The organism is Vreelandella sp. DA03-1M (genome assembly GCF_055725665.1).
This window is the reverse complement of sequence record NZ_CM146798.1, coordinates 4,387,034-4,399,904: the sequence shown is the minus strand read 5'-3', so window position 1 is coordinate 4,399,904 and position 12,871 is coordinate 4,387,034. Positions and strand designations below refer to the sequence as shown.

The window sequence follows — 12,871 nt, the reverse complement described above, 5'->3', positions numbered from 1 at the left end:
TTCCTCACGTTTTATTTAACGTTAACGTCAATCAGCCTAAATAAAAAGCCCCAAGGCGCGAGCCTTGGGGCTATGTGAGTAAGCGAGCGGGCTTACTTAATCTTATGCACGTTTAGCTTTGTGCACCTGGCGCCACTCGTGGAGTAGTGGCTCGGTGTAGCCGGAGGGCTGTACGCGACCTTTGAAGATCAGGTCTGAGGCAGCTTTGAACGCGGTAGAGCCTTCAAAGTCGGCGCTCATAGCGGTGTAGGTCGGGTCGCCTGCGTTCTGCTCGTCGACTACCTTGGCCATGCGCTTAAGGGTTTCTTCCACTCGCGGTGCATCGACAATGCCGTGGTGTAGCCAGTTGGCAATGTGCTGACTGGAGATACGCAGCGTGGCGCGGTCTTCCATTAGGCCCACGTTGTGGATATCCGGCACTTTTGAACAGCCCACGCCGTGCTCTACCCAGCGTACTACGTAGCCGAGAATACCCTGGCAGTTGTTGTCCAGCTCCTGCTGCTTCTCTTCATCCGACCAGTTGGCGTTTTCCGCTACCGGTACGGTGAGTAGGTCGTCCAGGTAGTCGGGCTCGCCCAACGCTTCCAGCTCGCGCTGAACGTCGGTGACGTTGACCTGATGGTAGTGCAGCGCGTGCAGCGCAGCAGCCGTGGGCGAAGGCACCCAAGCGGTGTTGGCACCGGCTTTAGGATGGCCGATTTTCTGCTCCAGCATGTTGTGCATCAGGTCAGGCATGGCCCACATGCCTTTACCGATCTGGGCACGACCGCGCAGACCGCAGGCAAGACCCACTTGCACGTTGCTCTTCTCGTAGGCCTGAATCCAAGCGGCGCTTTTCATATCGCCCTTGCGCACCATCGGGCCCGCTTCCATGGCAGTGTGCATCTCGTCGCCGGTACGGTCGAGGAAGCCGGTGTTGATAAACGCCACCCGTGAAGCCGCTTCAGCGATACACGCCTTGAGGTTAACGGTGGTGCGACGCTCTTCGTCCATGATACCCATTTTCAGGGTGTCGCGGTGCATGCCCAAAATGTCTTCAACGCGGCTAAACAGCTCGTTGGCGAAGGCAACTTCTTTAGGGCCGTGCATCTTCGGCTTGACGATATAAACCGAGCCAGTGCGCGAGTTGCGCGGCTGGTCAGCGTCTTTCTTCAGGTCGTGCAGCGCGAGCAGCGAGGTAACCACCGCATCAAGAATACCTTCCGGTAGCTCGTTGCCGTTCTCATCCAGAATCGCTGGTGTGGTCATTAGGTGACCCACATTACGCACGAACATCAGCGAGCGGCCAGGTAGCGTGACGCTGCTGCCATCGGTGGTTTGCCAGGTGCGGTCGGCGTTCAGCTTGCGGGTAAACGTCTTGCCGCCTTTTTCGATCTTCTCTTCCAGATCGCCCTTCATCAGGCCCAGCCAGTTGCTGTAAACACCGACCTTGTCTTCTGAATCCACAGCCGCTACGGAGTCTTCGCAATCCATGATGGCGGTCAGTGCAGCTTCCACCACGACATCTTTAACGCCTGCCGGGTCGGTTTTGCCGATGGAGTCGTTGGGATCGATCTGGATTTCCAGGTGCAGGCCGTTGTTACCCAACAGAATCGCGTCGGGTTTAGCCGCTTGACCGGTAAAACCGATCAGCTTCCCGGAATCCTTAAGGCCCGTCTCACGACCACCCTCCAACGACACCACCAGGTGCTCATCACGAATGGTGTATTTCACCGCATCACGGTGAGAACCTGTGGCCAACGGTGCCGCGCGGTCAAGCACGCCACGGGCGTAGGCAATCACTTTGGCGCCACGTTTCGGGTTGAAGCTGGTGCCTTTTTCCGCGCCATCCTCTTCGGAAATCGCATCGGTGCCGTACAGGGCGTCGTAAAGGCTGCCCCAGCGCGCGTTAGCCGCATTCAACGCATAGCGTGCATTGCTCACCGGCACCACCAGCTGCGGGCCTGCCTGAACGGCGACTTCCCGGTCAACGTTGGCGGTGGTCGCTTTGACGTTAGCCGGCGCTTCTGCCAAGTAGTTAACCTCTTTTAAGAAGCGGCGGTATCCCGGCATATCGGTCACCGGGCCGGGATTTTCTCGGTGCCATACGTCGAGTTTCTCTTGCAGCGTGTCGCGCTCTTCCAGTAATTGACGGTTTTTCGGGGTCAAATCATGAAACAGGGCATCCACACCGGCCCAAAAGGCATTTTCATCAACGCCTGTTCCCGGTAGCGCCTGCTCATTGATAAAACGATCTAAATCGGCTGCCACCTGTAAACGGTGGCGCGTGATACGCTCGCTCATGGGGTTTCTCCTGTGAGGATGCCCGTGGGGGGAATGTGTTGGCCACGGTCAGAGTAAAATGTATTTATGGAAAATAATTCCACACCTGCTCGGGCATGTAAACAGCGTAGACCCTAATGCGCTAAAATGCTCGACCAAATGACTAGGTATTAGGGTTTGGGAACGCGGCTCATCAGCCGCGTCTAGGCCAACGGAAAATGGCGTTATGGAGAAACAACGATGCGTGATTTCCAACATCTGGAAGGCTTGTTTCGCCACGCCTCGGGCGATACCGCCCTCAGCCGCCTGTTGCCAGGGGAAGTATTGGCAGACGCCATGCAAGGCTATTTCCACCACTATGGCTTAGAAGCACTGCTGTTAGATACCAGTGAAGTGCATGCAGGCTTTATCGATACGGGGCGCTTTGCGCTGTGGTGCCAAGTGTGGAGCCCCCCGCGGCCAGTGGGTACTGCCTTTGTGGTACATGGCTATTTCGATCATATGGGGTTATATCGCCATTTGCTTGAACGCCTGCTGGCTAAAGGCTGGCGAGTCGTGCTGTGGGATCTTCCCGGCCACGGCCTTTCCAGCGGTGCGCGGGCGGCAATAGAAGATTTCGATGATTATCAGCACTGCCTGGCCCATTTGCAGACGACCCTAAAGAGCCAAGGCATGGCGCCTGCGCCGTGGTTAGGCGTGGGCCAGAGTACCGGTGGGGCGATTTTAGCTACCGATGCACTCACCCGCCGTGAGGCTTCCGGTTGGTCGGGTTTGGTGCTGCTGGCGCCCCTGGTGCGGCCTTGGGGATGGAGCCAAACCAGCTGGCTGCACTTGATTGCCAGCCCGTTTGTAAAAGAGTTGCCGCGTAAATATCGCCCCAACTCTACCGACGAGCAGTTCACCGAGTTTCTACGCGAGGGTGACCCGCTGCAGCCAGAGCGCTTGAGCGTTGCCTGGGTGAGCGCTATGCGCCGCTGGATGCCCCGCCTACTGGCCCAGGAGCCCAATCCGCTGCCTACCCTGATACTCCAGGGCGAGCAGGATCTGACCGTCGATTGGGAGTGGAATTTAGCGATTCTGGCGAAGAAGTTTCCCAATGCCGAAATTCACCGCCACCCGGAAGCTCGCCACCACTTGGTAAATGAAGCCGATCCCATCCGGGAGGTGCTGTTTGAAGCGCTGGATGGGTTTGTAGACCAGCTTAGCGAGAATCAATCCTAGTGCCGCTTTTCGTTAAGCTCCCTTCAACATCCGATCCAACTGCCGGTAGCCAATCGCTTCAATAAAGTGCGGTTGAGTGGGTTTGGGCTCACCCTGCAGGTCGGCTAGGGTAAGTGCCACCCGCAAAACGCGGTGGTAGGCGCGGGCAGAAAGCTTGAGCTTTTCGAGCACGCCCGCCAGCCAGGCGCGTTCTTCATCATTCAGGTCGCAGGCGGCTTCCAGGGCTTTACCACTTAACTGGCTGTTCAGCGCGCCGCGGGCCATTTGTCGCTCCCGGGCGGCTATTACTCGCTCACGCACCGCTGCTGATGATTCGCCTTGGGTTTGCGCAGTAAGCTGTTCGGGTGGCAGCGCGGGCACTTCCACTTGAAGGTCGATACGGTCCAGCAGCGGCCCAGAAAGCCGCGCTTGATAACGCTGGATTTGGCTGGCGGTACACTGACAGCGCTGGCGCGGATCGCCTAAGTGGCCGCAGGGGCAAGGGTTCATGGCGGCTACCAATTGAAACCGAGCTGGATAACGGCGTTCATGGCTGGCGCGGGCTAAATGGATCGTACCGGTTTCTAGTGGCTGCCGAAGCACTTCTAATACATGGCGGGAAAACTCGGGGAGTTCGTCTAAAAACAGCACGCCGTGGTGGGCGAGTGAAATCTCGCCGGGTTTGGGTTTTGAGCCGCCGCCGACCAGGGCGGCGGCGCTGGCACTGTGATGGGGTTGGCGGAATGGCCTTTTGCCCCAATCAGCTTCCAGTGGCAGGCCGCAGACCGAGCGCACGGCGGCGACTTCCAGCGCATCCTCTTCGGAAAGCGGCGGCAGAATGCCTGGCAGGCGGCTGGCCAGCATGGTTTTACCGGTGCCTGGTGGGCCTGCGAATAGGAGATTATGACCACCAGCAGCGGCGACTTCGAGCGCACGCCGCGCCTGCTGCTGGCCGCGCACATCGGCGAGGTCATCCACCGGCGTAGAGGCCTTAACCGAGGCACTGAGCTTGTGCGGGAGGATCTTCTCTTGGTCGAGTAGGTGGGCGACGACTTGCCATAGCGTGTCGGCAGGCAGTACCGGTAAGTCGCCTGCCAGGGCCGCTTCATCGGCGCAGTCGCGGGGAATAATCAGCGCTTTTTTTGCCCGCCGCGTAGCCAGGGCAAAGGGCAGTATTCCCGGCACTGCGCGCAGTTTGCCATCTAGGGCCAACTCACCAGCGCATTCCATGCCTTCCAATGCCTCAACCGGCATTTGCCCAGAAGCGGCGAGAATGCCCAGGGCAATGGGCAAATCAAAACGGCCGCCCTCTTTGGGGAGATCAGCAGGAGCAAGGTTAAGGGTAATACGCCGGGTGTTGGGGAAGTCAAAGCCTGCGTTAACCAACGCACTGCGTACCCGTTCGCGGCTCTCTTTCACAGCGGTTTCCGGTAGGCCCACCAGCGTTAGGCCTGGCAAACCGTTAGCTAAATGCACCTCTACATGCACCGCTGGTGCGTCTAAACCTACGCCTGCGCGCGTGGCTACAATGGCTAACGTCATCGCCGTCCCTCGCTGGTTTTTGGTAAAAGCTCTGACCCTAATGTGAGCACAATCTACTTTAATTTAAGTCTTAAACTACCTTAGTTAATAACGCTTTGGTAGCGTCCTGCTGTGTGATTATTGTGCAGGCGCTGCTTCCAGCGCTGCGGTCAGTTCCTTGGCAAAGCGTTGAGCCGAAGGTAATGCGCCGAAGCTCCATACCGGCGGCAGGCGCAGCAATCGATTGTTTTTAACACTGGGAAGGTGCTGCCACAGGCCGCTTTTTGCAAGTTGCTCTTCTACCCCGGCGGGGAGCGGGTCGATGATAACCAGCATTGCCTCAGGGTAGCGTGCCAGCGCTTCAACCCCCGCCAGCGCAAATCCCCAGGCGTTGGTGGGCTGATCCCAGGCATTAGGGAGTTCGAGCTGCTCAAGAACGGCGTTGTAGAGGCTGTTATCGCCAAAGACACGCACATGGCGGGCATCCATAAACTGCACCATAAGTAACGGCGCGATTTCTGACTGTGAGAGGGGCCGGGATTCGCGCAGCGTGGCCATCAAGGTTTGGGTTTCTTTGATCAGTTGCTCGGCCTGGGGCTGACGCTCGGTTAACTCGCCCAACTGGCGGGTCAGGGTTTGCATCTCTTGCCAGGTATCGGTGCCGGGGGAGTAGATCGCGAACGAGGTGACCGGGGCGATTCGCTCCAGGCGCGGTGTTAAGCCAGCGAACATGGGAGAGATCAGTGTCTGTTCGGGCGGTATTTGGGCCAGTAGCTCTAAATTAGGTTGGGTGCGCAGACCCATATCGCTGACGCTCTCGGGGATGCGGGGCTCGCCCACCCAGTCGTGATACGCGTCCTGCTGGGCAACGCTGCTAACAGGGGCATCAATGGCCATGAGTGTTTCGGCGATGGTCCAATCGACCGTCGCCCACTGCGCCTGGGCAGTGGAGAAGGCCAGGAGGCAAACGGCGAACAGCCCGCAGCGTGCGAGAAAAGATAGCGGGGTGGCGTGGCGCATGGTGGAGAAAGGCTATCCAGAAAAATAAGTGATGTATTTAAACGATAATATTTATTGTTTGCAAACCTGTTTTCAGAAAGCAAACTGCCCAGGCGTCGTTGCCTGGGCAGATGTGCCAAGGATTACTTAGCAGTGCTTAAAACGAAAGTTTAGAAACGATAGTGGACACTGGCCGTCACGCTCCGCTCGGCGCCAAAGTAGCAGTACTCCAGGGAGTTGCAGGAAGCCACGTACTCTTTATCCAGCAGGTTGCTCACATTCAAACGTGTCTCAACACCCTCAACACCGAGTTGGCTGAGATCGTAACCAAGGGTGGCATCCACCAGCGTGTAGTCGGGTACGCTTTCGGTGTTAGCCCGGTCAGCGGCAATATCCGCATAGTGGCGTACACCAATCCCCATATCCACACCGTTTAGCCAACCTTTGTTGCCCTCGTAGTGGCCCCATAGCTGAACCTGGTGTCGGGGTGAGTAAATGGCGTTGTTGCCCTGGTTGCCATCATCGCTTTTGGCATAAGTGATGTCGGTGAAGCTGTAGCCTGCCTGAAGCGAGAGAGTATCCGTTAGCTGGGTTTGCGCTTCCAGCTCCAGCCCTTGGGATTCGATCTCCCCTACAGCGCGGTATGGGTCGGTGGGCTGCTCTTTGGTGGCGACGTTCTCCTGGCTGATATGGAACAGCGCCGCGCTGTATTGGTTTTGGCTACCGTTAGGCTGGTATTTAACGCCGGTTTCCCACTGTTCGCCTTCCATGGGCTGGAGCAGATCGCCATTCTCATCTACGAAACTGGTGGGGGTGAACGCGGTGGAGTAGCTCAGGTAGGGCGCCACGCCGTTATCGAACAGGTAGACCACCCCGGCGCGGCCGCTAAATTGGGTGTCGCTGAGGGAGCTGTTATCACCGCTATCGCGGTTGGCATTGTCGATATTGACCCAGTCGTAGCGGCCACCCAGGGTAAAGCGCCAGTTATCGAGGGCTATCTGGTCTTGCAGGTAAACCCCTGTCTGGTCGATCTCATGGCGTTCGCGTATAGGGGCGTAAAACTCGATGGGGTCACTGCCATAGACGGGATTAAAGGCATTGAGCGGTGGGAAATACCCAGAGGGCCACGATACGTCGTTTGTTCGCTGCTGGTAATCAACCCCGACAAGCAGTGTGTGATCCATAAAGCCGCTGCTGAGGGTGGCTTCTAACTGGTTGTCGAGTGTCCAGGCTTCCAGGGATTCATTGCTGCCGGAGTAGTAGCGGGTGAGCTCGTCAGACGAAGGGGATGTCCAGCCATAGCCATAGACCTGATTGAGCACCACGTCGGAATTGAGATAGCGCATCAATTGGCGGCCGGTCACCTGTTCGTTGAAGCGGTGTTCCAGGGCGTATCCGACCATGCGCTGGGTGCGCTCGTAGGCGTCGTAATCCTCTTCACCATCATAAAAGTTATTGCTGATTTTGCGGCCATTATGGGCGACCACGGCCCCCTCATAAGGTACGCCGGAGTGGTAGCCGCCTTCGGGTTCATCCTGTAGGTAGGCTTCTACGGTGAGGCTGGTGTCATCGGTGATATCCCAGGTGAGCCGGGGAGCAATGGCATAGCGCTCCTCTTCCGCCGGGCCAAACTGGGTATCCGCGGCGCTGGCAATCCCGGTTAGGCGAAAGGCCACCCGTTGTTCTTCGCCAATCGGCCCGGTGAGGTCAAAAGCGGCGCTGCGCTGGTTATTATTACCCACTCGAAAACGTAGCTCACCGCTCTGTTCAAACTCTGGCTGCTTGCTGTTCAGGGCGACCACGCCGCCAGGGGAGGCGCGGCCATAGAGCACCGAGGCGGGCCCGCGGACAACTTCTATGCTGTCTAGAAACCACGGATCGATGCGCATACTGCTATGGGAGTTGGCATCACCCATCACCTTTAACCCATCTAAAAACGTATTGCTCAAGCTGCCGTCAGAAAACCCGCGGAGTACCAGGTAATCAAAACGGTTGGAGGCGCCAATCTGGTTGCTGTAAACACCGGGCGTGTAGTCGGTGGCGCGCTGTACGGTACTTACCCCGCGGTTGTCCATCTGTTCGCGGGTAATGGTGGAAACGCTCTGGGGTATTTCGATCGTGGGCGTTTCCACTTTGGTAGCCGCCTGCTGGGCAGTGACCGTGACGGTGGCTAACTCGTTGTTTTCTTGAGCGTATACCGGGGAAGCAGCCAGTGCTGAGAGAACGGCGACGCTAAGCGGAGCGCGTAGAAAACGGTGATGGGGGATAAACATGGGAGGCACCTGCAGTAAGCATCAATTAACCAATGTGTTAATGAGAATTATTGCGCTTAATGACGGCTGAAAGGTATGCGCAATGACAAAGGGCGTATGCGTGGTGCCAAAAAACGCCCAACAAAGGAACTTAGCGCTCCCAAAACAACCCTGCGGCCTTTAATGGCGATGGAACACTTCATGAGGCGCAATGCCAAAAGCGCGTTTAAAGGCGGTGGCAAAATTGGTGGCGTGGCGGTAGCCGCAGGCGTGAGCGGTTTGCTGCACGCTATAACCTTTGCGTAAGTACGCTTGAGCTTGGGTCAGGCGACAACGTCTTAGGTAGTCGAATATTGAGCAGCCGTAACAGCGGTGAAACTTGGTGCGTAGGCTGCTCGGGCTCATCGCGGCATTGCGGGCCAACTGCTCAAGCCGATAATCCTGGTTGGGGGAGTGTTCGAGCTGCTGACGCAAGCACTCCAGGCGTTGGTGATCGCGTTGGGTTAGACCCGACGGCAGGCTAACTGCTTTTCCTGCGTCGTTGGACTCAAGGGAGGCGGCAGGCAACCCATGAGCTAATAACTGGAGCGCGAGACCTTGCCATAGCAGGCGCTGTCGCTCTACTGGCCAGTTCGAAGCCAGCGCTGCCTCCAGGCTATGAATAAGGAACTGCGGCACCTGCCAGGTATGCAGTACGGGCGTTGCCGGAGGGGCAACATCGATAGGCGAAGGGTTAATGGACGAGAAAGAGGGCAGCTCTTTACAAGCCAGAAGCGATACGTTGAGGATGCGCAAACGCTGTGGCGCGGGCTGGAAGACCTCAAGCCCGGTCTGCTCGTTGAAATGCGCACTGAAGGCGTCGCCAGCCTGCAACTGAAACGACTGGTGCCCGAGACCGACTTGGATATGGCCCTCGAGTATCACGCTGAGAAACCACGGCGCGGCACGCCGGGAAGTGGAGGCGTAAGCGTGCAGGACGTCAAGATCCGAGTGTGTCACGCGCAGTGTGGGGTCTATCTCGACGTCCATCACCCGCCCACGGGCAACACAAGGGGCTGGCTGGGAGCGTTCGGGCGCTTCGGGAAAGCGGTAGTCGATCCCGAAGCGCTGACCAATAGCCAGCAGGTCATGGGTGGTCAGTGGTACGCAAGATGGCGTTATTGGGCCGAGTGTAGCCATCCTCGTTACCTCACCCTTGAGCGGTTGTCAGCGAGTAGCGAACCAGCACTCAGTACGCCATCGACCAGTTCAGGGTGTAAGTACGCCCGCGGCCCTGGTAGTCGTAGAGGTACTCTGGGCCGTAGTAGGGCGAATAGAACATGGCGGCTCGCTGCCCCCAGACGGTGGAGTACTGATCATCCAGCAGGTTCTGCACTCCTAGGCTTAAGGTGCCAAGATCGGTTTCCTGGCTGAGCGATAAGTCGAGGGTGGTATTGCCATCGATCTCCCGGTCGGCATCGTCTTTCAGGTCGAAGTTGTGGTTGGCCTGTAAGCGAGCCGAACGTACATAGTCCGTCCAGCTAATAAAGGCGGTGGCGGAAGAGAGGGATGCATAGCGGGCGTCACGCTTCTCCCACTCCCCTTGGTCGTTCTCCTGCTCGGAACGCACCAAGTGCAGAGTGCCCCCTGCCTCCAGGCCATTATCGAAATAACGAGTCACGGCGCTTTCCAGGCCGAAGTCGCGCTTCTTCTCATCCACAACGCTGACGCTTAAATCCTCGGCGTTCTCTACCGCCTTGTCCGACCAGGCGTAGTAAAGCGCTGTCTGGGCCGTCCAATTGCCCCCCTGATAGCGCCAGCCTAGCTCTACTTGATCCGTCTCAATGGCAGATAACGGGTTGTTATCGACACTGACGTCGGGGCTCTTGCCGTAGTATTTGGCGGGATCTGGCAGTTCGAAGCCCTGGCTGAACTGCAGCCAGTTCTGGTGTCCGTTGCGGTGGTCGTAGAGAGCGCTGGCATTGAAGAGCGTCGCTTCGTAGTCATTTTTGCCGCCAGGAATCCCCTGGAATTCATCCACTTCGACGTCCATATGCTGCTGCCGCAAACCGGCGGAGAGCTTGAGCGCCTGGGTGGCCTGCCAATCGCCCTGGAGGAAGCCTGAAAGCCCGTCCACTTGATAACCGGGGTAGCGGGGCTCAACGCCCGATGCCTGCTGAACCAGGCCGCCGGAAGCATCCGATATATCGGTGTCGAACAGCATCTGGCTGGCATCGAAGGTTTCACGATCCAGATCGAGGCCATAGGTTAGCGAAACGTCATCACCCAGGCGTGATTCAAACAGCGCTTTGATGCCGCTTAAATCGGTGTTTTGCTGCGAGGCGCGAAATTGCAGTCCGTCGGCGACTGGGTAGGGAAATGCCTGAAAGCTGGACTCCTCCTCCCGGTGAAACGCCTGCAGGTAGAAGTTTTGCCCCCACAGGTTGGCGTGGTGATAGTTGACGTTGACGAGCTTACGGTCGGTTTCCGGATCGCGCTGTGAACGGTAGCCATCGCGAATCTCGGCATCGTTCAAGTTGGGCGTGGCTGCGTCGAGGTTGGGGAAGTAAACACCCCGATCACCTTCATAGCCTGAACGGTATAGCTGGGCACCCAGCTCCAGGCTCTGTTCGTCGGTTAAACGGAAGGAGAGATTGCCCAATACATCAATGCTGCGGTTGTCCTGCAGGTCGGTCTGGGCGATATCGGGGAAGATTTCCTGGCCGCTGCTGTCATAGTGGCGGCCGTTATCGCCAATGGCGGTGCCCAGGTAGCCTTGAACCCGCTCATTGCCGCCGCTGATCGATTGTGACAGACGCCGATCCATATCATCGCTGTTATTGAAGCCAGTGGTGATGCCTGCTTCGGTACGCCAGTTCAGGCCTTCTTCGCCTTTGCGGGTAATAATATTGATCAAGCCCCCTGTAGCACCGCCGCCATACAGACTGCTGGCGCCGGAGAGGACTTCCACCCGCTCAATGTTAAAGGGATCGATGGCGTCGAATTGGCGTGAAAGCCCGCGGGAACTGTTCAGCGATACACCGTCGATAAGCACCTGCACACCACGGCCGCGCATATTTTGCCCATAATTGGTGCGCCCTTGCGGTGCCAGATCGAGCCCCGGCACCAGACGCCCCAATGCCGTCTTTAGATCTGCACCATTGCGGGTCTGTTGTTGCAGCATCTCTTTGTCAATTACCCATACCGCACCGGGGATTTGGCTGATCTGGGTGGGGGTTCGCGATCCAACGACCACCATGGTGTCGTCGGCGCTGGCGCTAGACGCGGTGCCAGAGGCAGTGTTTTGGGCAAAAACGCCGTTGGAGAAGCTCAGTAACAGACCGGTGCCAATAAGACCCGATAGTGAAACAAACGGCGGCGAAGAAAACGGCTTTGTAAAAGGCAGCTTTGCAATAGATAGGTTTGATAGTGACGGGGTGTGCATAGTGAACAATCCGCAGACGGTAAGAAAATCAAAGGCGGAGGGTATCACCACGAAAAACAAAGTCAACGATAGTGATTCGTATTTATTTTGAGGAGCGGGCAGCAATAGGCCATCGCCCTATTGCTGCTGCCAATGAAGCTTAAGCGTTATCGGGTTTGTGCTTCTCTTCTGCTGCATCTGATTCCGGCTCATGCGGCTCTGGAACCGGAGGAGCTTCTGCTTCAAATGGTGTGACCGTTGTTTGTGTGGAGGCTTCAACGGCGGCTTCAAGGCTAGCGACTTGACGCTCTAACGCCTCTACCCGTGAACGGGTGCGCTGCAGTACGTCCATTAAAATGTCGAAATCCTCCCGTGAGACAAGCTCCAGGCGGTCAAAAGCACCACGCACGACTTGCTGCACGCCCTTTTGAATATCTTCCGGCGCCTGGGAGGCGTTTTGTAAGCGGTCGCCAATTTGCTGGGCCAATCGGCTGATGCGGTCTTGAGGCGCCATAGCTGCTCTCTCCTTATAACTCGCTAAATGAATATATATAAAAAGTGCTTACCGGTAAGGATACGCAACAGTTAGCGAATTCGCATGTATCGCGTGCTTTTACTGGTTAGCCCATGAGATGCATCGAAATAGCGCAGGCAACTTTTGCTTACGCTCTTTTTTGGTGCAATAGCAGTGGCATGGCCACGGCTTTGCTCGGATTTAGCTCTGAAGATAACTTTTGGCGTCTGCTAATTAGCTGACTTATAAGTAAAAAAAATCAGCTGGCACAGTATGAGCATTATCGGTTCAGGTGCTTATTCTGGCGGCAGTGCCGCTACCAATCTAGCAGGACTTATCCAGCAGGGGAGATCCGGGATGAAACTCATCACCGCTATCATCAAGCCATTCAAGCTCGACGACGTTCGTGAGGCATTGGCCGACAACGGCGTTCAGGGCATTACGGTCACGGAAGTTAAAGGTTTTGGCCGTCAAAAAGGGCATACCGAGTTGTATCGTGGCGCGGAGTACGTCGTCGACTTTCTACCCAAGGTAAAAGTGGAAGTGGCCGTAGACGACGCCCGTTTAGAGAGCGTATTGGATGCGATCTGCAGTGCGGCTAACAGCGGCAAGATCGGTGACGGCAAGGTGTTTGTTACGCCACTGGAAGACGTGATCCGTATTCGTACCGGCGAACGCGGCGCTGACGCCGTCTAATCATGGCTTAACCAGACATTAAAC

Annotated in this window: 9 protein-coding genes; 2 read left to right on the top strand and 7 right to left on the bottom strand. The window is 57.0% G+C overall.

Translation table 11 applies throughout. From position 1 onward, the window contains the following. Window positions 1-102: 102 nt before the first annotated feature. Window positions 103-2,283, bottom strand: a complete 2,181-nt coding sequence (locus tag ACXUPB_RS20450; protein WP_035555066.1) for a malate synthase G — start codon at window positions 2,281-2,283, stop codon at window positions 103-105. A 219-nt stretch (window positions 2,284-2,502) separates the two neighbouring features. Here ACXUPB_RS20450 and ACXUPB_RS20445 point away from each other — a divergent pair, with 219 nt between their 5' ends. After that, window positions 2,503-3,483 carry an alpha/beta hydrolase gene (locus ACXUPB_RS20445; protein WP_035555069.1) on the top strand — a complete coding sequence of 327 codons (981 nt, stop codon included), beginning with the start codon at window positions 2,503-2,505 and terminating at the stop codon, window positions 3,481-3,483. A 12-nt stretch (window positions 3,484-3,495) separates the two neighbouring features. Here the strand turns inward: ACXUPB_RS20445 and ACXUPB_RS20440 are convergent, their stop codons facing one another. The 6 genes from ACXUPB_RS20440 to ACXUPB_RS20415 all read right to left on the bottom strand — a co-directional run bounded on the left by ACXUPB_RS20440 (window position 3,496) and on the right by ACXUPB_RS20415 (window position 12,151). Further along, complete coding sequence (locus ACXUPB_RS20440) at window positions 3,496-5,004, bottom strand: YifB family Mg chelatase-like AAA ATPase (RefSeq protein WP_035555072.1); 1,509 nt, start codon at window positions 5,002-5,004, stop codon at window positions 3,496-3,498. A 117-nt stretch (window positions 5,005-5,121) separates the two neighbouring features. After that, entirely contained in the window at window positions 5,122-6,003 is an 882-nt protein-coding gene (locus ACXUPB_RS20435; protein ID WP_472954441.1) for an ABC transporter substrate-binding protein, read from the bottom strand. Window positions 6,004-6,152: 149 nt separating this feature from the next. Beyond that, a complete protein-coding gene (locus tag ACXUPB_RS20430; protein WP_472954438.1) occupies window positions 6,153-8,255 on the bottom strand; it encodes a TonB-dependent siderophore receptor in 2,103 nt (700 codons plus the stop codon). 159 nt (window positions 8,256-8,414) lie between these two features. After that, a complete protein-coding gene (locus ACXUPB_RS20425; RefSeq protein ID WP_472954436.1) occupies window positions 8,415-9,413 on the bottom strand; it encodes a helix-turn-helix transcriptional regulator in 999 nt (332 codons plus the stop codon). A 49-nt stretch (window positions 9,414-9,462) separates the two neighbouring features. Continuing rightward, a complete protein-coding gene (locus ACXUPB_RS20420) occupies window positions 9,463-11,658 on the bottom strand; it encodes a TonB-dependent receptor (protein ID WP_472954435.1) in 2,196 nt (731 codons plus the stop codon). Between the two features lie 139 nt (window positions 11,659-11,797). Next, window positions 11,798-12,151 (bottom strand): accessory factor UbiK family protein, encoded by a 354-nt coding sequence (locus tag ACXUPB_RS20415; RefSeq protein ID WP_179915608.1) that lies wholly within the window; start codon window positions 12,149-12,151, stop codon window positions 11,798-11,800. Window positions 12,152-12,508: 357 nt separating this feature from the next. On the opposite strand from ACXUPB_RS20415, the gene ACXUPB_RS20410 reads away from it, so the two are divergent. After that, entirely contained in the window at window positions 12,509-12,847 is a 339-nt protein-coding gene (locus ACXUPB_RS20410; RefSeq protein ID WP_007112359.1) for a P-II family nitrogen regulator, read from the top strand. Window positions 12,848-12,871 lie beyond the last annotated feature (24 nt).

Bases quoted from the DNA above. Each gene is read 5' to 3' on its own strand.
- ACXUPB_RS20410 (WP_007112359.1), top strand. From the start codon at position 12,509: ATGAAACTCATCACCGCTATCATCAAGCCATTCAAGCTCGACGACGTT.
- ACXUPB_RS20425 (WP_472954436.1), bottom strand. From the start codon at position 9,413: ATGGCTACACTCGGCCCAATAACGCCATCTTGCGTACCACTGACCACC.
- ACXUPB_RS20450 (WP_035555066.1), bottom strand. From the start codon at position 2,283: ATGAGCGAGCGTATCACGCGCCACCGTTTACAGGTGGCAGCCGATTTA.
- ACXUPB_RS20430 (WP_472954438.1), bottom strand. From the start codon at position 8,255: ATGTTTATCCCCCATCACCGTTTTCTACGCGCTCCGCTTAGCGTCGCC.
- ACXUPB_RS20445 (WP_035555069.1), top strand. From the start codon at position 2,503: ATGCGTGATTTCCAACATCTGGAAGGCTTGTTTCGCCACGCCTCGGGC.
- ACXUPB_RS20415 (WP_179915608.1), bottom strand. From the start codon at position 12,151: ATGGCGCCTCAAGACCGCATCAGCCGATTGGCCCAGCAAATTGGCGAC.
- ACXUPB_RS20440 (WP_035555072.1), bottom strand. From the start codon at position 5,004: ATGACGTTAGCCATTGTAGCCACGCGCGCAGGCGTAGGTTTAGACGCA.
- ACXUPB_RS20435 (WP_472954441.1), bottom strand. From the start codon at position 6,003: ATGCGCCACGCCACCCCGCTATCTTTTCTCGCACGCTGCGGGCTGTTC.
- ACXUPB_RS20420 (WP_472954435.1), bottom strand. From the start codon at position 11,658: ATGCACACCCCGTCACTATCAAACCTATCTATTGCAAAGCTGCCTTTT.